12 protein-coding genes are annotated in these 19933 nt (G+C 42.2%); 5 read left to right on the top strand and 7 right to left on the bottom strand.

Annotated elements, in window-relative coordinates:
• The first annotated feature begins 21 nt into the window (after positions 1-21).
• A complete protein-coding gene (gene thrC / locus WCX87_RS06870) occupies positions 22-1491 on the top strand; it encodes a threonine synthase (RefSeq protein ID WP_345978734.1) in 1470 nt (489 codons plus the stop codon).
• Positions 1492-1518: 27 nt separating this feature from the next.
• Here the strand turns inward: thrC and WCX87_RS06865 are convergent, their stop codons facing one another.
• From WCX87_RS06865 to WCX87_RS06835, 7 genes are read right to left on the bottom strand one after another with little or no spacing between them, the layout of a single operon-like run.
• Complete coding sequence (locus WCX87_RS06865) at positions 1519-2739, bottom strand: ABC transporter permease (protein WP_345978732.1); 1221 nt, start codon at positions 2737-2739, stop codon at positions 1519-1521.
• Complete coding sequence (locus WCX87_RS06860) at positions 2720-3400, bottom strand: ABC transporter ATP-binding protein (protein WP_345978730.1); 681 nt, start codon at positions 3398-3400, stop codon at positions 2720-2722. Before WCX87_RS06860 ends, WCX87_RS06865 begins: the two co-directional genes overlap by 20 nt.
• Positions 3397-4605: an efflux RND transporter periplasmic adaptor subunit gene (locus tag WCX87_RS06855; RefSeq protein WP_345978728.1), complete on the bottom strand. Its 1209-nt coding sequence runs from the start codon at positions 4603-4605 to the stop codon at positions 3397-3399. The genes WCX87_RS06860 and WCX87_RS06855 overlap by 4 nt, the downstream gene beginning before the upstream one ends.
• Before the next feature lie 3 nt (positions 4606-4608).
• Positions 4609-5793: a TolC family protein gene (locus tag WCX87_RS06850; protein WP_345978726.1), complete on the bottom strand. Its 1185-nt coding sequence runs from the start codon at positions 5791-5793 to the stop codon at positions 4609-4611.
• Between the two features lie 58 nt (positions 5794-5851).
• A complete protein-coding gene (ppk2, locus tag WCX87_RS06845; protein WP_345978725.1) occupies positions 5852-6685 on the bottom strand; it encodes a polyphosphate kinase 2 in 834 nt (277 codons plus the stop codon).
• A 21-nt stretch (positions 6686-6706) separates the two neighbouring features.
• Positions 6707-8686 (bottom strand): diguanylate cyclase, encoded by a 1980-nt coding sequence (locus WCX87_RS06840; RefSeq protein WP_345978723.1) that lies wholly within the window; start codon positions 8684-8686, stop codon positions 6707-6709.
• A gap of 6 nt (positions 8687-8692) precedes the next feature.
• Positions 8693-10639: a thioredoxin domain-containing protein gene (locus WCX87_RS06835; RefSeq protein WP_345978721.1), complete on the bottom strand. Its 1947-nt coding sequence runs from the start codon at positions 10637-10639 to the stop codon at positions 8693-8695.
• Between the two features lie 167 nt (positions 10640-10806).
• Here WCX87_RS06835 and WCX87_RS06830 point away from each other — a divergent pair, with 167 nt between their 5' ends.
• The 4 genes from WCX87_RS06830 to dsbD are packed head-to-tail and all read left to right on the top strand — an operon-like array spanning position 10807 to position 19803.
• A complete protein-coding gene (locus tag WCX87_RS06830) occupies positions 10807-14385 on the top strand; it encodes a bifunctional proline dehydrogenase/L-glutamate gamma-semialdehyde dehydrogenase (protein WP_345978719.1) in 3579 nt (1192 codons plus the stop codon).
• A complete protein-coding gene (gene putP / locus WCX87_RS06825) occupies positions 14385-15860 on the top strand; it encodes a sodium/proline symporter PutP (RefSeq protein ID WP_345978717.1) in 1476 nt (491 codons plus the stop codon). The genes WCX87_RS06830 and putP overlap by 1 nt, the downstream gene beginning before the upstream one ends.
• A gap of 56 nt (positions 15861-15916) precedes the next feature.
• Positions 15917-17989: a hypothetical protein gene (locus WCX87_RS06820; RefSeq protein ID WP_345978716.1), complete on the top strand. Its 2073-nt coding sequence runs from the start codon at positions 15917-15919 to the stop codon at positions 17987-17989.
• 56 nt (positions 17990-18045) lie between these two features.
• On the top strand, positions 18046-19803 hold the full coding sequence (gene dsbD / locus WCX87_RS06815; protein WP_345978714.1) for a protein-disulfide reductase DsbD: 1758 nt from the start codon (positions 18046-18048) through the stop codon (positions 19801-19803).
• The last annotated feature ends 130 nt before the right edge of the window (positions 19804-19933 follow it).

Raw genomic sequence — 19933 nt, 5'->3', positions numbered from 1 at the left:
AAAATTTTTTTAGGCAATGATATGAACTTTATTGAAACACGCGGCAACGACGGTAAAAATCCTAAAGAGGTGACATTTAGTCAGGCGATACTTTCTCCTATCGCTTCATTTGGCGGATTGTATGTACCAAAAGAACTTCCTGACCTAGGACAGGCATTTTTAGACAAACATCTAAACTCAAGCTATAAAGAGCTGGCAAGCGATATGCTTTCTCGTTTTGAGATAGATATAGACAAATCTGTTATAGATGAAGCACTAAATCTCTATGACAAGTTTGATGATGCTAAAAATCCGGTTCCTGTTGTAAAAGTAAGAGACGATCTTTACGTAAGTGAACTTTACCATGGTCCAACGCGTGCATTTAAAGATATGGCGTTACAGCCTTTTGGTGTAGTGCTTTCATCTATCGCTCAAAAAAGAGGCGAGAACTATCTTATCTTAGCTGCTACAAGCGGAGATACCGGTCCGGCTGCGTTAGAGACATTTAAAAACCGTGCGAATGTTCAGGTGGCATGTCTGTACCCTGACGGCGGGACAAGTGATGTTCAACGTCTTCAAATGGTCACTGAAGATGCAAAAAACCTGAAAGTCATCGGTATTAACGGTGTTTTCGATGATGCACAAAACGCACTCAAACGTCTTCTTGCAAGTGATAGTTTCAAGTCGGCTCTAAAAGAGAAGAACATCCTTCTTTCAGCTGCAAACTCTGTAAACTTCGGGCGTATCATATTTCAGATCATCTACCATATCCACAGTTACTTGGAACTTGTACGTCAAGGTGCTATTGAGATGGGTGAGAAAGTCTATCTTGACGTTCCAAGCGGAAACTTTGGGAACGCTCTTGGCGGATACTACGCTATGAAGATGGGACTGCCTGTTGAAAAGATCATTATCGCATCAAATGAAAACAATGTTCTTACACGTCTTATCAATACAGGAAGATACGATCTTGTAGGTCACGGCGTAGTCTCTACGACATCTCCTGCGATGGATATCTTAAAGTCGTCAAACGTAGAGCGTATCTTGTATGATATGTTTGGAGATAAGCGTACAAAAGAGCTTATGAACGATCTTGATACTAACTTTGTCTATGAACTGACATCAGATGAGCTTGCAAAACTTCAAGAGTCGTTTGCAGCTGATTTTTGTAACGGCGACGAAGGTAAAAAGTACATTAAAGACACATTCGCATCAGGGTATCTGATGGACCCGCATACTGCTACATGTTTTAAAGCGTATGAGAGCTGTGCAGAGAAAGACTTGAAAACTATCGCTTACTCGACTGCAGAGTGGACGAAGTTCTCTCCTACTATTGCAAATGCATTGACTGGTGAACTTGACGCACGTGACGAAGATGCACTTAAAGCGATCTCGGAAGAAGCAAAACTGCCGATCCCTGCTATGATAAAAGAGCTTTTCAGTAAAGAGATAGCTCAAAAGACTGTTATAGAAAAAGATATGATCGAGTCTGAGATCTTAAAATTCCTATAATCTTTTAATATGAATAGTTTTTAAAAACTATTCATACCTCAAAGCGTCGATAGGATTCATGTTCGCCGCTTTTCTTGCTGGGATTATCCCAAATACTATTCCAATCAACATAGAAAACATCAGAGCAATGACTGTTATACTCGGGTCGATGATAAGCGTGATATCCATTCCGATCGAGACACCTACGGTAATAGCAATACCGACAACGACTCCGATGATCCCACCCAGACCTGAAAGCACTACGGCTTCTATTAAAAACTGGATCAGAATATCCTGCGCCATCGCACCGATAGCCATTCTTATGCCTATCTCGCGTGTACGTTCCGTGACGGAGACCAGCATGATGTTCATAATACCGATCCCGCCGACTACAAGTGAGATCGCCGCTACGGCTCCAAGCATAATGGTCAGCATAGATGTTATCTGACTGATAGTGTTTACAAGTGATGACATATTTCTAACGGCAAAGTTCTCTTCATCATCTGGTTTTAGATGACGTCTTTCACGTATAAGCTGCTGGATCTGTACCGTAGCTTCTTCCAGAGGGATGTTCTCTTTGACCGATGCCATGATAAGATGTATGTTGTCATTACCGCTGATGCGTCGTTGAAACAGTTTTAGAGGAACGAGAATAATATCATCCTGGTCCCTTCCAAATGTATTTGCACCTTTTGCTTCCAAGACTCCTGTGACTTCACATGAAAAGTTCTGTATACGGATCTTTTTACCTATGGGGTCTTCATCTTGGCTAAAAAGCGTATCTACGACAGTTTTTCCTATGATACAGCTTCCAAGACCGGTACGAAGCTCACTGCTTGTAAATTGACGTCCCGATTTTAGATCCCAGTTTTGTATAGTGAAGTACTCGTTATTGATCCCTCGGATACTTGTCTGGTAGTTTTTATCTTTATATAAAACGGTCAACGTGGTACTTTCAGCAGGAGATACTGCCTGCAGGGCAAATACAGACTCTTTTATGATCTCGACATCTTTCATCTTAAAGGGTTTTGCAAATGCCGACTGGCTGCCCGGACCATGCTCTTGGCTTGGAAGGATATAGAGTGTGTTGCTTCCGAGTTTTGAGATACTTTTTGTGATCGATTCACTTGCACCTTTACCAATGTTGACCATAGCGATCACCGATGCGATCCCGATGACGATCCCGATGGCTGTGAGCATGGAGCGCATAAGGTTGCGTCTGATTTCGCGCAGAGCCTGAAGCAGGGCATTAATGAGCATTGTGTTCATCCTTCTCTATGATACCGTCAAGTACATGTATGACTCTTGATGCATATGCGGCGATGTTTTCCTCATGCGTAACCATGATGATGGTTATCCCCTCTTGATTAAACCCTTTTAAAATTTCCATGATCTCTTGACCGCGTTTTGTATCAAGATTTCCTGTAGGCTCATCGGCAATGAGCACCTGCGGTTTTGAAACGATCGCTCTGGCAATAGCGACACGCTGCTGCTGTCCTCCTGAGAGTTCTGAGGGTTCGTAATTCATACGCTCCTCTAGACCGACGCTGACAAGTGCATCTTGGGCTCTTTGTTTTCTCTCTTTTGCTTTTACTCCGAGATAGATAAGGGGCATCTCGACATTTTCCAGAGCGGAGGTTTTTTTAAGCAGATTGAAACCTTGAAAGATAAAGCCCAGTACATAGCGTCTAAAGAGTGATCTTTGGTCTTTGCTGAGTGCTCCGATATCAGTATCGAAAAAATTGTACGTACCGCTTGTCGGGACATCAAGCGTTCCTAAAATATTTAAAAGCGTCGATTTTCCGCTTCCGCTTGGTCCCATGATCGCGACAAATTCACCTTCTTCTATCTTGAGATCGATATCTTTTAAAACGGTGGATGCTGCATCGGCCGTTCCATAGGTCTTTGTCACACTTCTCAGTTCGATCATTTTGCTTTTTCCTGAGTAATGATAATAGGGTCTCCCTCTTTTAGAGAATCAGATGCTATTGCAGAATATGAACCGCTGTTTCCAAGAAGTTTTACATATACTTTTTTTGGTTCGCCGTTTTGTAGTATCCAAAGATGCGGTTTTGGATCTATGTTCGCTTTTGGAGCCGTTCTTGATCCAAAAAATGTCTTTGTTTTGGGTTTGACAGGGATAAAGAGCAGGGCAGCTCTTGGAACGATAAACTCATTGTCTATAGTCTGCGTCGTGATATCGATGTCGGCACTCATTCCCGGTTTTAAAAGCAGGTCACTGTTGTCGACGTTCATGATCGCTTTATATGTCACGACCCCTTCGACGATCTCAGAGTTTACGCGTACAAGTCTTACCTTTGCTTTAAAGGTCTTATCGGCATATGCATCTACTGTAAACTTTGCATCCTGACCCGCTTTTACTTTCGCGATATCTGCTTCATCGATACTCGCTTGAAGTTCCATCTTTGTCAGATCTTTTGCTATGTTAAAAAGGACAGGGGTCTGAAAAGATGCCGCGACAGTCTGTCCCGGATCGATATTTCGAACTAAGATGATGCCGTCTATAGGAGAGTAGATAGTCGTCTTTTGCAGGTCATACTCAGCAGATATAAGTGCTTGTTTTGCCTGTTCGACCTGTGCTTCGGCGTTACTTACCTGAGCTTTTGCTATCATATAGTTCGACCAGTCTTTATCCCAGTCATTTCTTGAAGGAAGAGCACCTTTTGTAGACTCTTTTAACATCTTGTCTCTTGTTATGACGGAATCTGCCTGATAAAGCTGTGCCTGCATGTTCTCAAGCGATGATTTGGCAGCAGATAAAGAAGCTTCGGCTTTATTGAGCGCACTTTTATATTTTGTCTTGTCCAGTTCAGCGAGTATCTGCCCTTTTTTAACGACATCATTATAGTCTACAAACACTTTTTCTATCGTTCCCGAGACCTCACTGCCCACTTCGACCTGTTCGATCGGCTGGATGTTTCCGGTCGCAGATACGGTTATGACAAGGTTCCCTTTTTTCAAAGGTTCAGATACGTATGTATATGCATTTTGATCCTCTTTTGGCATAAAGATCTTATAGCTGATAAAGGCGATGACGAGTATAAAGGAGAGTAAGAGAGATTTCCATAGAAATCCGCTGCTTTTATAACTTGTGACTTTTTTCATCTCTTGCATCTTTTATTTTCCTTCATGTTTTGTATCGAAATAGAGCGATATCTTTTCGATAGTTATATTGTAGTTTTGTATCTTTTCTTCAAGTTGTTGGATCTTTAAAGAGTTCCCTAGTGATTCTAAGTCATATTGTGACTTAAATCCTGCATCTACCTGCTGTTTTGTGAAGTCATAGAGTTCACTGTACATATTTATCATCTCTTGTGCGACAGATATCTTCTCTTTATAATCACCTATGGTACTTGTGCGTTTATCATACTCTTGTTCGAGTTCCAGCTTACGGTCTGACTGTGAACTTTTTGTCTGCAAATATGCTAATCTCGCGGACTCGATACTGCTTTTTGTGTTTATATCAAGCGGCATGCTGAGTACGGCACCATAGCTGTAAGCATCCCCGTTGTAGCTTGTCGTGTCCCCGCTGTAATCCACATATCCGTATGAACCGTTAAAGGTCAGTTTTGGAAGATAGGCAGAGCGTTTGTTTTTCCAGCCTGCCTGTACGACTACATCTTTTTGTTTGTATTGGATGAGCTCAAGGTTTTTATTTAAATACTCATCTCTTGATATCATCGGGATCTCAGGAAGAGTTATAGCGTCTATGTTTTCATTGTCGACCAGTTTTTTCAGCTCATATATCTCATTATGAAGAGCGTTCTTTGTAATGATGAGATTTGTTCTTGCATTGTCTCTGTTTATCGTCGCTTGGTTGAGTTCGCTAATATCCGACGTTCCGACTTTGTATTTGGCTTTTATGATAAAAAGATCTATATCCATATTTTTAAGGGTGAGCTGTTCTTGCTCCATCTTGAGCTGATCACGCTGTATCTGCGCCTTTAAAGTATATATCTGCTTTAAATAGGTTGATTCTTCGATGTCGACACCAAGTAGGTTTGCCTCTGCTGAAGCCTTTGCCTGTTCAACGGTGTAGTAGATCCCGCCGCTTCTAAAAAGGTCTTGACTCCACTCTACCTTCGCATTTTTTGTCTCACTGTTATTGTGCAGGGCGTCTTCACTTTTATTTATGGACAAAGAAAGATTGAGCGGGGATATCCAGCTCCTTTGAGAACTCTGCATATCTTGTCTTATCTGCTCACGTTTTAACTGCAGTATCTCTTTTTTTTCACTTGAGATAGGTAGAGTATCGCTGTACGCAAGTAATGATAATAGTAAAATAATCGATATTTTTTTCAAACTATGCCTCTAATATATATTAAATGTAATAATATATATAAATATTGTTAATTTAATGTTAATCGATCTCTTTTTTAATATTCATATTCGATTCCATGATCAAGATCTCTTCATTCCCGTCCAGGACGATCTCTTTATTTGTCTTTAAAAACTCATCAGAGATCTTATCCGGATAATCTATATGTGAGATGATATGCTTGATACAGTTGATGCGAGCCTGTTTCTTGTTGTCTGAACGGACAATCGTCCAAGGCGTCCCCGGTGTCTGAGAAGATAACAGCATAGAGTATTTAGCGATCGTGTATTTATCCCACAGTTTTTGCGCTTTTTCATCTACGGGTGATATCTTATAGTGTTTAAGCGGGTCTGTTTTTCTGTCTTTAAAACGCTTCGCCTGTTTCTCTTTAGATACGGAAAAGTAGAATTTCAGTACAAGTATCCCCGCATTCATAAGCATCCTTTCAAAGCCCGGAACAGAGCGCAGGAAATCCTCATGCTCCTCAGGTGTACAAAATCCCATAACAGGTTCGACTCCCGCACGGTTATACCAGCTTCTGTCAAAGAGTACTATCTCTCCGGCGGAAGGAAGATGGCTGACATATCTTTGAAAATACCACTGTGTCTTCTCGATGTCAGAGGGTTTGTCAAGTGCGACGACACGGGCACCGCGGGGATTGAGGTGTTCCGTTATGCGTTTGATCGTCCCGCCTTTTCCTGCAGCATCGCGTCCTTCAAAAAGGATAAGCAGTTTCATACCCGTATCTTTTATATGGTTCTGCATCTTTAAGAGTTCGATCTGAAGCATTTTCAGCTCTTTTTCGTAAGCAAGTTTGGACTCTTTTATCATCACTTTTACAAGTTTGTCTTCTTTTGTTCTCTGTTCTCTTTTCATATCTGCCCCTTTACTTTATTATTATAGAACATTTTTTTGTAATTCTTTAATTATTTCGATCTGTCTGTTAGATATAAACGGTACAAGTTCATCTTGTATATTTTGTGACTGGGTAAGATGCACTATCAGTTTAAACTTGTCCGCTACGGCTATGATCAGGTGCACATGACCTCTAAACATCAGTTCCTTTTTCACGAGTGTGACTCTCATATTGAGCTGTGTATCCATTTCGATATCATAAAGATGGTCTACTATAATAACAAAACTATTTATTGAAAGCGAGTCTAGTTCCGCAACAATCCTGTTTTTTCGTGACTTGATGGTGATATCTACCTGCTCTTGCAGTTTTACATGTATGCTTCTTCTGTCTAGCGGAGATGTCTCGACCGTTTTAAACTCTCCCAGTAAGACTTTGTCTCCCTTTGTATCGATACCTTTTACCTTGGCTTTGTAGTTCGGTTTTTTAGGCATCTGGATATAGACATGATCATCGCGGTATAAAGAAAACAGAGATATCTTTCTTAGAGTTACGCTTATCGTATCGTCGTTTATACTTAAAATAGCAGCGTCAGACTTTATCGGTATCTCTAAGTAGTAGCTCGTTACCGGCAGATGTTGATTGTTCTCTTTGTACTGCTTCATAAGCTCAAGAAACTTCTGCTGTTCTTTTAAACGCTCATTCTCTTTTTCCTGCAGTACGCTTTCATCATAAACTGTTTTTTCTTTGTTGTTTTTTACATGGTTTAGCAGTATCTCACCACGCTCGAACATACTCTCTTTGGTGTCTTTCTCATGCAGCAGGACTATTGCAGAGTTTATGTCGATACTGCTTGTATCGATGGTACCGTCGATCTCTTTGACAAGAGTCTCAGCATGGCTTAGAGTCATATCTTCACTCATTACGGCAAAACGGTCTATATCTATTCTTGCCGATTCTTTTGGATAGTGTTCTTTTAATACATCTGCCACGTTCTTTAAGATCTCTTCGCCTTTTTCTTTTCCGTATGTCTCGTTCGTTATTTTAAAACCACGCAGGTGGAGCATCAATATCTTAAAATTATTGTCCGGCAGTCTGTCTAGTTTTTTCTCGATGATCTCTTCAAATCTTTTAAGGTTAGCCAATCCGGTCAAAGAATCTTTATAGAGCATGTCTTTTAGTTTTTTCAGTTCTCTTTGCTGTTCGGTGATATTTGTAAAAGTAAATATATAGTCATTAAGATCATCGATCTTTGCGACCTTCATCTGCATAAGAGAGCTTTTGTTTGTAATATGGTTAAAAAGCTCTACCGTACATTCGCCGTTATTCTCTTGAATGACTTTTTCTATCCATTTGCCATATTCTCCCGATTTGAAAATTGAGCTAAAGATATTGACATGTTTTATAAACCCTAGAGGAGCGCTGTATTTGTCACAATAAGATCTTATATCATTAACTCCCGTTGTAAGAAAAAGCGCTTTATTTGCCAGATGAAGTTTTCCCTCATGTATCTTTAAAATGATGTTGTCCTGTACGTCAAATACTGTCTGTAAACGTTCAAGATAGAGTTTTAACTCCTGCTCTTTTTGTTTTTGTGCACGGTTAGCCATATTTTTTCTGTCAAAGTTTGCAAGGACACCGGAGAGGTTTCTGTCAAATATGGAGATGATCTTTTGAATAGAGGCGATATCGGTAAAAAAGTCGGGATACTCCTCCCAAAGTTTCTTCAGTATTGTCGTTCTAAGACGGGTACAGATGGTAAAGATATCTTCGGATATGATGTTTTTCTCAAGCATAAGATCGACGAACTTGTTCATAATAGGGCAGTCGTCAGGCTGTTTCGTCTCCTGCATGACTCCGATATTATGCAGAAGGATCGCTTGGGCAAACTTCGTGGAGAATTTTTTTATATCGATATTGTATTTTAAGAACAGCTCTTTTATATCTTTATCGCTAAGCCATGCATCGACTATCTTATCGACTCTGTTTTCGAGCCACTCTCCAATAAGATAAAGGGCATTCATAATACTCTATTCCTCTGTTATAGAGTTGCTTATGATCTCATCTATCTGACCGATATCGGCGGTATTCGCAAAACAGCTGTTCGCACCGCATATCAGATAGTCGCTATTTGTACTTGGCTGTTTTAAGAGGTACGGGTATTTGACCTCTGCTATTGCCTTGGCGTTTGATCGCAGGTTTTCAATGGTGGATTTAATGATCCTGTCGCCTTTGAGATATCTCAGCATCTGATCTAACATATACGGAGAATAGATCGGTTTTCTTCCCAAGTCATAAGAGTTGTACTCTAGGGTCTTAAATGCGAAAACGGTGTATTTCTCTTCGACCAAAGAGCCAAGCGAGAGCAGCAGGTCTATCATTACGCTTACAGTCGAGGGGTAAGTATTGTCACTTACCTCGGCTTGTGTCGTGAACTCTCCCGTGCTAAAGAACCATCTTCCGTTGTCGTAAAATTCTTCTAATGCCTTGTTCGCAAATTTTTGCGCGGTTATCAGGTCAAACTCGTCGCCCGTGTGTTCATAAGCCGATATAAGAGCGATCCCCATAAAAGCATAGTCTTCCAAGAACGCGCCGACTTTCGGCTCTTTATGGATAAGTGCCGAGTGGTAAAGCTGTCCGTTTAGATACATCGCTTTTAAAAGAGCGTCAAGAGATCTTTTTGCGATGTCGGTGTATTTACTTTCGATCTCCCCAAGAGTGAAAAGCGCTTTTATCATCATGGCATTCCATGAGGTCTGTACTTTTTTGTCGATAAAAGGATATTTTCTATGCTCTCTTAACGAACTTAGAATATGCATGACGTTGTCGTACCAGTCGGGTTTGACACTCTCTTCAAACCTGATGATATTGCGCTCTTCAAAGTTGCCGTTCTCGCTTACATGTAAGAACTTTAATATCACCGATATCTCGTCATTTTCGTAACCGTTTATGATGAGTGCGGTTTCGACTTCATCTTTCGTATAGGTGAAGTAAGTTCCTTCTCCCTCATCGCTGTCCGCATCGCTTGCCGAGTAAAAAAGATCGTCTTTTTGCATAAAGTTTATCATAAACTCTGCTGTCTGTTTGGCTATATGTAAGTAGGTTTCATCTTTGTATGCAAGGTAGGCTTTTGTGTAGAGTTCACAAAGCAGGGCGTTGTCATAGGTCATCTTCTCAAAGTGCGGGACAAGCCATTTATCATCGGTGGAGTATCTGCAAAAGCCTCCGTCTACAAGGTCGTACATCCCGCCTTTTATCATATTGTCAAGCGTGAAAGTGACCATCTGTTTTATCTCTTTGTTCTCATAAAGCGTAGAGATGTTTAGAAGTGTGCTAAGCGTAGAGGTATGCGGAAACTTCGGTGCCACAGAAAATCCGCCGTATACTTTTTCAAAGTTTCTGTTCGCCTGGACGATAAAGTTCTTGTGGATATCCTCTGTAAGTTTTGTCGCCTCTTTCGGATGTGCCGGCGGCTTTAAAAAACTTACTATCTCATCGGCATTTTTAAATATCTGCTCATCTTTTTGCGCGACTTTTTCTGCGATGATCTTTGTTATCTCACTAAAGCCCATCATGTTTACATGACCCTCTTTGTTATGCAGGGGGATATATGTTCCTGCAAAGAACGGCTTGTTCTGAGGCGTTGCAAAGATAGATGTCGGCCACCCGCCTGCGCGGCGGTTTAGAAGCTGATACACCTCTTGGTAGTGTTTATCGATATCGGGGCGCTCTTCGCGGTCGACCTTTATACAGACGAAATGTTCGTTTACAAACGTTGCTATCTTTTTATCTTCAAAGACCTCTTTTTCCATCACGTGACACCAGTGGCAGCTGCTGTAGCCTATAGAGATAAATATGGGTTTATGCTCATCTTCTGCTTTTTTAAAAGCTTCATCACACCAAGGGTACCAGTCTATGGGATTGTTCTTGTGCTGCTGAAGATATGGAGAGTCTTCAAATTCTAGTCTGTTTGACATTATCATCTTCCTAAATAACTTAATACATGTAGAGTAGATAAATATTACTAATATTGCGCTTAAATCTGCAGGTTGCAATCTAAACTTATGCTGTTTGGCAGATGGAGGCCGAGGGGATGTGCAAGTTTGATTTAAATCTAATTTGTTATCATAGGAGGAGAAAGGGTATGGCAATGCAAATACAAAAGAGAACATTTGAATCAGCGAAAGGTGTAGCCAGGAACTGGCAGCTTGAGATAGAAAAAAACAGGATAAGCAGCGAGAAAAAATTTCATGAGATAATGCAGAGAATGCTCAAAGATCCAATGAATAAAGTCTTCCTTATAGAGCTTTTAGATCAAAGTTTTCGTGCACACGATCCTAAACGTATCGCAGATCAGTTGGAATACATCTTTAAAAAATATGAGAACACGGATATTTTTACAGAGTTTGAACAGCTCCTTGTATGGTCATTTAGACATATCGGTATCTATATGCCCGATATTTCGGTCGAACTTTTTATAAAGTATCTTCGTAACGATATAAGCAGCATCGTCATAAAGGGTGAAGATGCTCCGCTTAACAGACATCTGGATAAAAGACGTAAAGAGCATACCAGAGTAAACATCAATGTCATAGGCGAGATGGTCTTAGGCGAAAAAGAGGCGCAGGAGAGAATAGAAAAATATATAAAAGCCCTGCAAAATCCAAATATAGACTATATCTCCATAAAGATTTCCACCATCTTCTCTCAGATAGTCCCTGTAGCACATGAGTGGAGTGTGGATGAGATCTCACGCAGACTAGAACCGATCTATAAAGCGGCGATGAACAACAAGTTCACCGATGCACACGGCAAGGAGCAGCATAAGTTTGTAAACCTTGATATGGAGGAGTACCGCGATATCAACATAACCGTCGATGCATTTATGCAGACTCTTTCAAAAGAGGAGTTTTACGGACTTGAAGCGGGAATAGTCCTGCAAGCCTATCTTCCCGACACTATGAAAAACCTGCAAAAGCTTGTCAAATGGGCGAAGACGAGGATAAACAAAGGCGGAGTCCCCATCAAGATCCGTTTAGTCAAGGGTGCAAATCAGGAGATGGAACTTACAGAAGCGAGTCTTCGCGGATGGCCGTGCGTGACGTACCTGAACAAAGCTGAGACCGATGCGAACTTTAAACTCCTGATGGACTATCTCATAGATGAAAAGGTCACTCCTTACGTGCATGTGGGTATCGCTTCGCATAATCTTTTCGACCATGCGCTTGGTATGCTTTTAGCGCGTGAGCGCGGAGTAGAAAAGTATTACACTGCAGAGATGCTGGAGGGGATGAGTGAAACGGCATATCAGGTCCTGAAAAAAGAGGGGCTCAATGTCATCTTATATGCTCCCATAGCAACGGCGAAGACATTTACAAACGCTATTGCCTATCTTGTCAGGCGTTTTGACGAAAACACGGCAGAAGAAAACTTTCTGCGCCACAGTTTCGGACTTCGCGTAGACACTCCGGCTTGGAAGACGCTTCTTAAAAGTTATGATGATGCCGTAGAGGTTTTGCCAAGCATCGCTTTAGAGCCGTTTCGCATGCAAGACAGAAATGCTGAACTCATAACACCTCGGATCGAGGCTCAAGGGTATAAGTTTAAAAATGAGAGCGATACGGACTTTGCACTGCCGCAAAACATAAGATGGGCGGAATCTATACGCGATAAATGGAAAAACATCTCAAAAAGCGGCGGTTTTCATGCGGCGCCCGTCATTAGCGGTGAGGAGATCTCTTCAGAAGAGCGTGTCGAGGTTATCGATAAGTCTCAGTTTCATCAAAAGGTGATGGTGGGAAGCTATACAAAGGCTTTAAAAGATGACCTGAACAAAGCGGTCTCGGTAGCAAAAGCAGATCCTGACGGTTGGAGAGAGCTGAGTTCTAAAGAGCGCCAAAAGATACTTATGAATGTCGCCGATGAGTTTAAAAAAGCAAGAGCGGATCTTATCGGTGTTGCCGCGGCAGAGGTGGGAAAGGTGTTCTCCGAGACCGATGTCGAGGTCAGCGAAGCGATAGACTTTTTAAACTTCTATCCATACAGCGTAGAAAGATTGAACGCTCTGGACGGGATCAAAACCGAGGGAAAAGGGGTAGGGCTTGTGGTAAGCCCTTGGAACTTTCCCATCGCCATACCTACGGGAGGCGTAGCTGCGGCGTTGGCTGCGGGAAACACGGTAATACTTAAACCCTCATCGGATGCAGTTCTGTGCGGGTATAGACTGTGTCAATGTTTTTGGGACGCGGGAGTGAGTAAAAACACCCTGCAGTTCGTTCCATGCAGCGCAGATGCTGCAGGCGAGCACCTTATAAAAGACAAGGGGATCGACTTTGTTATCTTCACAGGAGGAGAATCAACCGCACAGCAGATGATAAAAGCCCGTCCGGATATCCATCTTAGCGCTGAGACAGGCGGTAAAGATGCGACTATCGTGACAGCGCTTGCAGACAGAGACCAGGCGGTCAAAAATGTCGCGGCATCTGCTTTTAACAACTCGGGGCAGAAATGTTCTGCTACGTCGTTGCTTGTACTTGAACGTGAAGTGTATGAGGATGAGAACTTTAAAAAGATGCTTGTCGATGCGGCGACATCCTTACATGTAGGCTCGGTCTGGGAACTGCAAAACAAGATAGGGACACTTTCAAACAAGCCTTCAGGAAACTTGGAAAAAGCGCTGCATCATCTCGATAATGATGAGGAGTGGGCGCTTAAGCCTTCTTATGCAGACGACAACCCGTATATGCTGAAGCCATCCATCAGGTACGGTACGGCAAAAGGAGACTTCTGTCATCTCAATGAACTTTTCGGTCCCGTACTAAGCGTGATGTGTGCGGAGGATCTTGAAGAGGCGATAGAGATCGTAAACTCTACGGGATACGGACTGACTTCGGGAATAGAGAGTCTGGATGAGCGTGAAGTGGAGATATTTAAAGAGAAACTTCATGCCGGCAACCTTTATATAAACCGTATGACGACAGGTGCAATAGTCCGCAGACAGCCTTTTGGCGGTATGGGAAAATCAGCGATAGGAAGCGGAAAAAAAGCGGGAGGGTTTAACTACGTATCTCAGTTTATGGATATCAGTTTTGAGAGTTCTAACGCTTTAAACCTCTATATGGACAGACTGCAGCCCCTCTTTGAAGAGGAGAACAAGATAGCATTTAGTCTTGAGATGATGCGCAAGGCGATAGGCGAGTTCAAGTACTGGCTGGATGTCGAGTTTAACAAAGAACATGATTATTCAAATATCAGAGGCGAGAGCAATGTCATAAGGTATCTGAGTGTAAAGAGTGTTCTTTTTAGATTTATGGAGGATGATAACCTGTTTGAGATGCTGGCATCCATAGCAGCAGCAAAGATAGTCGGAGCACGTGTGCATATCTCGATCCCTATGCATTATAAGAGCGAGTCATTGGATTATCTGCATGAGAAAAAAGCAGTTTTACTCGATGAAAATGACAGTTTTGCCTTAGAAGATGAAAGCACTTTGGCAGAGTCCATGAAAGAGGTGCAGAGAGTGCGCTTCTTAAGACCTCAAAACGTTTCGGAGTTCATTTATGAAGCGGTCGCCGATGATGCGGTCTACATCGCAAGAGACCCGTTTGTCGTTCACGGACGTATCGAGCTTATGCACTACTTTGTCGAACAAAGTGTCTCGAACAGTTACCATAGATATGGGAATCTAGGACTTCGCGGTCTAAAAGAAAAAGGAGAAAAATAATGCAGACACCCTTGATAGTCTCGTTCGTAGCGTATATGGTAGTCATGGTAGCTATTGGAGTATATTTTTACTTTAAGACTAATGACTTAAGCGATTTTGTACTTGGAGGAAGAAGTCTTGGACCGGGAGTAACGGCTCTGAGTGCGGGAGCGTCAGATATGAGCGGATGGCTTCTTTTAGGGCTTCCGGGCATGATGTATACGCAGGGGATAGTCGGGAGCTGGATCGCTGTCGGACTTATCTTAGGAGCATTTATCAACTGGCATTATGTGGCAAAACCGCTTCGTGTCTATACGCATCATCTTGATGATGCCATCACCATACCAGATTACTTTTCAAACCGTTTTGAAGACAAAGGGAATACTCTTCGTGTCGTGACGGCGGTCGTCATCCTGATCTTCTACACGCTTTACACCTCTTCGGGGCTTGTCGGAGGCGCTAAACTTTTTGAGGCTACATTTCATCTTGATTATTCCACAGCTCTTATCATAGGGAGTTTTATCATCGTATCATATACATTCTTAGGCGGGTACAATGCGGTCAGCTGGACAGACTTCATACAGGGGATACTTATGATGCTGGCACTCGTCATAGTACCGCTGGTCGTCATATATGATCTCGGAGGAGTGAGTGCAGGCTTAAAGATCATAGAGTCAGTCGATCCTGCCAACCTTGATATAGTCAGCGGAACGTCATTTATAGGGATACTCTCTTTAATGGCCTGGGGACTTGGCTACTTCGGTCAGCCTCACATACTCGTACGCTTTATGTCGATCCGTCATGAAGATGAGATGAACCGCGCGAAGACCATAGGTATGACATGGATGATACTCTCGATCATCGGCTCACTGGCAGTCGGATTTTTTGGTCTTGCATATGTCGTCTCACACGGAGTCGACCTTAAAGACAGTGAGAAGATATTTATCACTCTCTCTCAACTGCTTTTCAATCCTTGGATCGCCGGCTTTTTACTTGCGGCCATCTTGGCGGCTATTATGAGTACGATCGATTCACAGCTGCTTGTATCCTCTTCAGTACTCACAAGAGATATCTACCATGCCATCCTTAGAAAAGACGCAACAGATAAGGAACTTGTATGGGTAGGGCGCATGACTGTTATGGCTATTGCCGTCATCGCGTGGTATCTCTCGACAGATGAGAACTCAAGCGTACTAAAACTTGTGGCGTATGCATGGGCAGGGTTCGGTGCGGCTTTTGGACCTGTTGTCATACTCTCTTTGTACAATCACAACATAACAAAAAACGGAGCTATCGCGGGGATGATAGCAGGCTCTGTAACGGTGATAGTATATAAACAGCTTCACGGCGGGATCTTTGATCTGTATGAGATACTGCCGGGCTTTGCCGCATCTTGGATAGCGACTTTGATATTTAGCAAGATAGGGACTAAAAACTCTTCGGATGTCGAAAGGATATTTAGCGAGGTTCAAAAGAGGTTAAATAAAACTTTTTAGTTAGTTGACTTATAATGGCGTAATGATTTGTCGTTTTTGACTATAGAGGAAATTTAATGTTGGTATTTGACGTTGTAGTGTATCTTTTGCTTTTTTTGATGGCAATGATCGTATTGGTACGGTTTTTTGTCATATATAGAGGGTTCATCCCTCTCATATCCATCGCCGCTTTGATAGTCGGACTTTTGATCTTTAAGACCTCTCTTCCAAAAATATTCGAGTATCCTCTCAATGCGTTTTATATCACGTATCACAATGTAGATATCTACGACTATAAAAAATTCGCACCGAAGATCGATACGAAAGTAGATATAGACTATTTCGCAAAAAAATTCTACAACGATAAAAACAAAGACTTCTATATAAAGATGGACGGCTACTTCGTCGCTCTTCTTCCTGTTAAAAAAGAGATATACATCGACAACCACTGGGCTAGGGTGGAGATATATCTTGACGGAAAACTCCTAAAGTCTGTCAAAGCTATGAAAAAAAAGCTGGATATCGAGTTTTCAAGCGGTGTACATCATCTGGAACTCTATGTCTATAACTCGGATGTATCGGTCACGATGATGCATGTCGGGATAAGTGACTATGTACCTGTCATCTCGGATGAGAATCTGACACAGGAGCTGAGGAAGATAGTCAAAGAGGAAGACTACAACCTCTACTTTACGACGCAGTACACAGACAAGACGCTCAACCTAAAAGACTCGGCAAAACCTTCCATCCTCTTTATAAACTCCACGGGTACTGCAGCATACAAGATAAAGAATATAAAAGGCTCGAACACAAAAGCCGTCGTGTACAGCGGAATAGGGACTAAGTTTCATTTTGACGGTGAGGTGAAATTGCTGCGCATTGAGAAGATGCCCTCAGTACATGCGGTGTTTCCAAGGGTGATGGAGTGTGTGAATCAAGCGCCTATGGGCATACACTGTCCAAGTTTTAAAGAGTTCACGAGTCTTGGCGAATGGATGCAAAAACTGCTGGGTAAAAAGATAACAGGCTTTACAAAAAGTGAAGATAAAAGAGTCGGCTCGGTAACGGTTCCAGAGTTACAGCTTGATGCAAAAAAATACCAAGAGATCAATGCAACGATAGAAGCCATAAAAGTACAGAAAGAGGAACTTACAAAAAGAGTAGCCGACCCTTTTTACCCTTACAAAGGGATGCGCTGGTTCGATGTCTTACATGTAAACGAAGCGGATGTGCCGAGCAACGCATTTCAAGCCTACTATATGGACAAGTTCGATGTTTCTAAAGTAAAATACAGCGAGATCGTCACAAAGGTCTCTCTAGATTACTCACACAACAAGTTTCACGGTATACCGGCCGATAATTTTGTAGGGTACTGGATAGGCGACTTTGCTTTTGCAAGACCGCTTACGTATGAGTTTGATGTAAGTATAAGCTGGTCGAAGATCAAGATCATTATCAATGATGAGGTCGTCTATGACGGAGACCGTTCCACAAGTTTTACGTATAAATTTGCACCGGGAAAAAGATACAGGATAGAGGTCGAGTATATTAACAACTACGGTCAGGTGGATATGCAGGTAAATATGAAAAAACCTGTAAAACAGTTAGAAGATGAGAGTCTGAAACAACTGATGACAAAAGACACGAAAGTATACCTTTTTGGGACATACGAGAGCAGACGAAGTGACCACGGCATGGATATAGTGATGCAGGACTCGGATGCTGAGACGATCCTTTTCTTAGCCTCCTATGAAGCCATAAACTACGATATAAAAAATGCCAAAGGCGCTAAGCTAAAAGCCGTCATCTACAATGCATACACTCCTGTTGGCAGCATACATGTAGATGCGTCAGACGTAAAAGTCTTTCAAGACAAAAAGCTGAGATATGCGGGAAGAGTGATGCCGTTTTGTTATGAAGGAGCGTTTAAGTACTGTGAAAATAAAAATGCTTTTACCGATGCAGTCTCGCGTATAGTAACACTTACAGGCAAAAAACCTGACGGGTTCAGTTCGATAGAGGAACCCTCTTTTGAGACAAACCGCCTAAAAAGACTCGATGAGAAGACGACAGCCGTCACGGTACCGCAGATGTTACTAGATGGGGACGCATACTTTAAAATTCAGCAAAAAATGAAGCAACTCCGTTAGCTGTTTAACTTAATTAGATAATATAATATATCAAAAAAATGAGATAGGACGAATGAATGAAAAAACTGATACTTTTAGCCCTGCTTAGTGTCTTTACACTTGCCCAGGCGAGGGCTTTTCTTATGCCTGATGAGGCATTTAAGCCATCCGCGACCGTAGATGAGAACTCAAATATAGTCGTCGATATAGCTCTTGGAAAAGATATTTACCTTTATGAAAATGAATTAAAGATCTCTTTAAAAAAGAATGACGCAGTAGCAATAGAATCTATAAAACTTCCACAAAGCGTCATGCATGAAGAGGACAAAGTCTTTACGACATCTCCGCATGTTTTGGTAAAGCTAAAAAAACTTTCAAGCTCAGACGAGACGGCAAAAGTCGATCTTGATCTGGCATTTCAGGGGTGCTCGCAAAAGGGTCTTTGTTACGAGCCTCAGCAACATTCATACACTTTAAGTGTCGACACATCTAAGATAGTTTCAGAAAAAGCTTCAAAACCTGCAGATATGCAGCTGTCAGAGACTGACAGCATCGCAAATACGTTAAAATCAGGAAACATCCTGCTTACTCTTGGAATGTTCTTGATCTTTGGACTTCTACTTTCTATGACTCCGTGTGTGTTCCCGATGATCCCTATCATCTCATCGGTCATCGTCTCACAAGGGGAAGGGCTTACGACGAAACGCGCATTTTTCCTATCTATCGTTTATGTCTTGGCTATGTCTGTCGCCTACACGATCGCAGGAGTCTTGGCAGGTCTTTTTGGAGCAAATCTTCAAGCAGCGCTTCAGACTCCTTGGGTCATCTACTCGTTTGCAGGGATCTTCGTACTTCTGTCTCTATCTATGTTCGACGTTTACGAACTGCAGGTGCCAAACTTCATCCAGTCAAGAGTAAGCAGTGCTACAAGCAACAAAGGCGGTATCATCGGTGTTGCGATCATGGGCTTCTTATCTGCACTGATCGTAGGACCTTGTGTCGCAGCTCCGCTTGCAGGTGCATTGGTCTACATCGGTCAGACGGGTGACGCACTTCTTGGCGGTGCAGCACTCTTTATGCTCTCCATAGGTATGGGTCTGCCGCTCATCGCCGTAGGAACAGGGGCAGGGAAGTTCATGCCTCGTCCCGGCGGCTGGATGGATATGGTAAAAACTATCTTCGGTCTGATGATGATCGGTGTCGCTATCTGGATGGTCTCACGTGTCTTAGACGAAGGTATCATCATGATACTATGGGCAATGCTGGCTATCGCTACGGGTGTGCAGTTTGGAGCGTTAGAACCGCTGCAAGTTGAAAACGGTATGAGAGAGAACAGTGTCTCGAAAATATTCGCGGTCATCATCATGCTTTACGGTGTCATTCTTTTCATCGGCGCGATCAGCGGTTCGAAAAGCATACTTTCTCCGCTGGATCAGTTCACTTCAAAAGCGGTTGCAAGCGAGGTACAAACCAAGACCGATGAACTCAAGTTCAAAGTGGTGACAAATCTAAATGACCTTGATGCCGAACTGGCGAAAGCAAAAGGCAAAAAAGTGATCTTGGACTTTTCCGCTTCTTGGTGTACGGCATGTAAAGAGTTCGACGAGATCACATTCAAAGACAAAGCCGTAGTCGCTAAGATGAAAGAGTTCGTCCTTCTTCGTGCAGACCTGAGTGCAAACACGGATGCACAAAAAGCGATGTCTAAAAGATACGGAGTATTCGGACCTCCGGTCGTCATCTTCATAGACAAAGATGGCAATGTCCGTCAAAGCAATACAGTAACAGGCTACAAAGAACCTACAGAGTTCATGAAACACCTAGAAGCTCTCTAGGTAGTTTATTTTTTTAAAAATAATTGATTGGATGAATTTCAAACATCTCTAAAAAATTATTTTCACTTTCTTTATTTCCTTTTTCTAAATAAATCAGTTCTGTACCGATATTCAAAAGTTGGTCAACAGT

This window comes from Sulfurimonas sp. HSL3-2, from assembly GCF_039645965.1.
Taxonomy (GTDB): domain Bacteria; phylum Campylobacterota; class Campylobacteria; order Campylobacterales; family Sulfurimonadaceae; genus Hydrocurvibacter; species Hydrocurvibacter mobilis.
Note: the sequence above shows the minus strand (reverse complement) of the source record. Positions and strands in the feature narration are given on the sequence as shown.

Excerpts from the sequence above, each read along its gene's own strand:
- thrC (WP_345978734.1), top strand. The coding sequence starts at position 22 with ATGAACTTTATTGAAACACGCGGCAACGACGGTAAAAATCCTAAAGAG.
- WCX87_RS06865 (WP_345978732.1), bottom strand. The coding sequence starts at position 2,739 with ATGAACACAATGCTCATTAATGCCCTGCTTCAGGCTCTGCGCGAAATC.
- WCX87_RS06860 (WP_345978730.1), bottom strand. The coding sequence starts at position 3,400 with ATGATCGAACTGAGAAGTGTGACAAAGACCTATGGAACGGCCGATGCA.
- WCX87_RS06855 (WP_345978728.1), bottom strand. The coding sequence starts at position 4,605 with ATGCAAGAGATGAAAAAAGTCACAAGTTATAAAAGCAGCGGATTTCTA.
- ppk2 (WP_345978725.1), bottom strand. The coding sequence starts at position 6,685 with ATGAAAAGAGAACAGAGAACAAAAGAAGACAAACTTGTAAAAGTGATG.
- WCX87_RS06840 (WP_345978723.1), bottom strand. The coding sequence starts at position 8,686 with ATGAATGCCCTTTATCTTATTGGAGAGTGGCTCGAAAACAGAGTCGAT.
- WCX87_RS06835 (WP_345978721.1), bottom strand. The coding sequence starts at position 10,639 with ATGTCAAACAGACTAGAATTTGAAGACTCTCCATATCTTCAGCAGCAC.
- WCX87_RS06830 (WP_345978719.1), top strand. The coding sequence starts at position 10,807 with ATGGCAATGCAAATACAAAAGAGAACATTTGAATCAGCGAAAGGTGTA.
- putP (WP_345978717.1), top strand. The coding sequence starts at position 14,385 with ATGCAGACACCCTTGATAGTCTCGTTCGTAGCGTATATGGTAGTCATG.
- WCX87_RS06820 (WP_345978716.1), top strand. The coding sequence starts at position 15,917 with ATGTTGGTATTTGACGTTGTAGTGTATCTTTTGCTTTTTTTGATGGCA.
- dsbD (WP_345978714.1), top strand. The coding sequence starts at position 18,046 with ATGAAAAAACTGATACTTTTAGCCCTGCTTAGTGTCTTTACACTTGCC.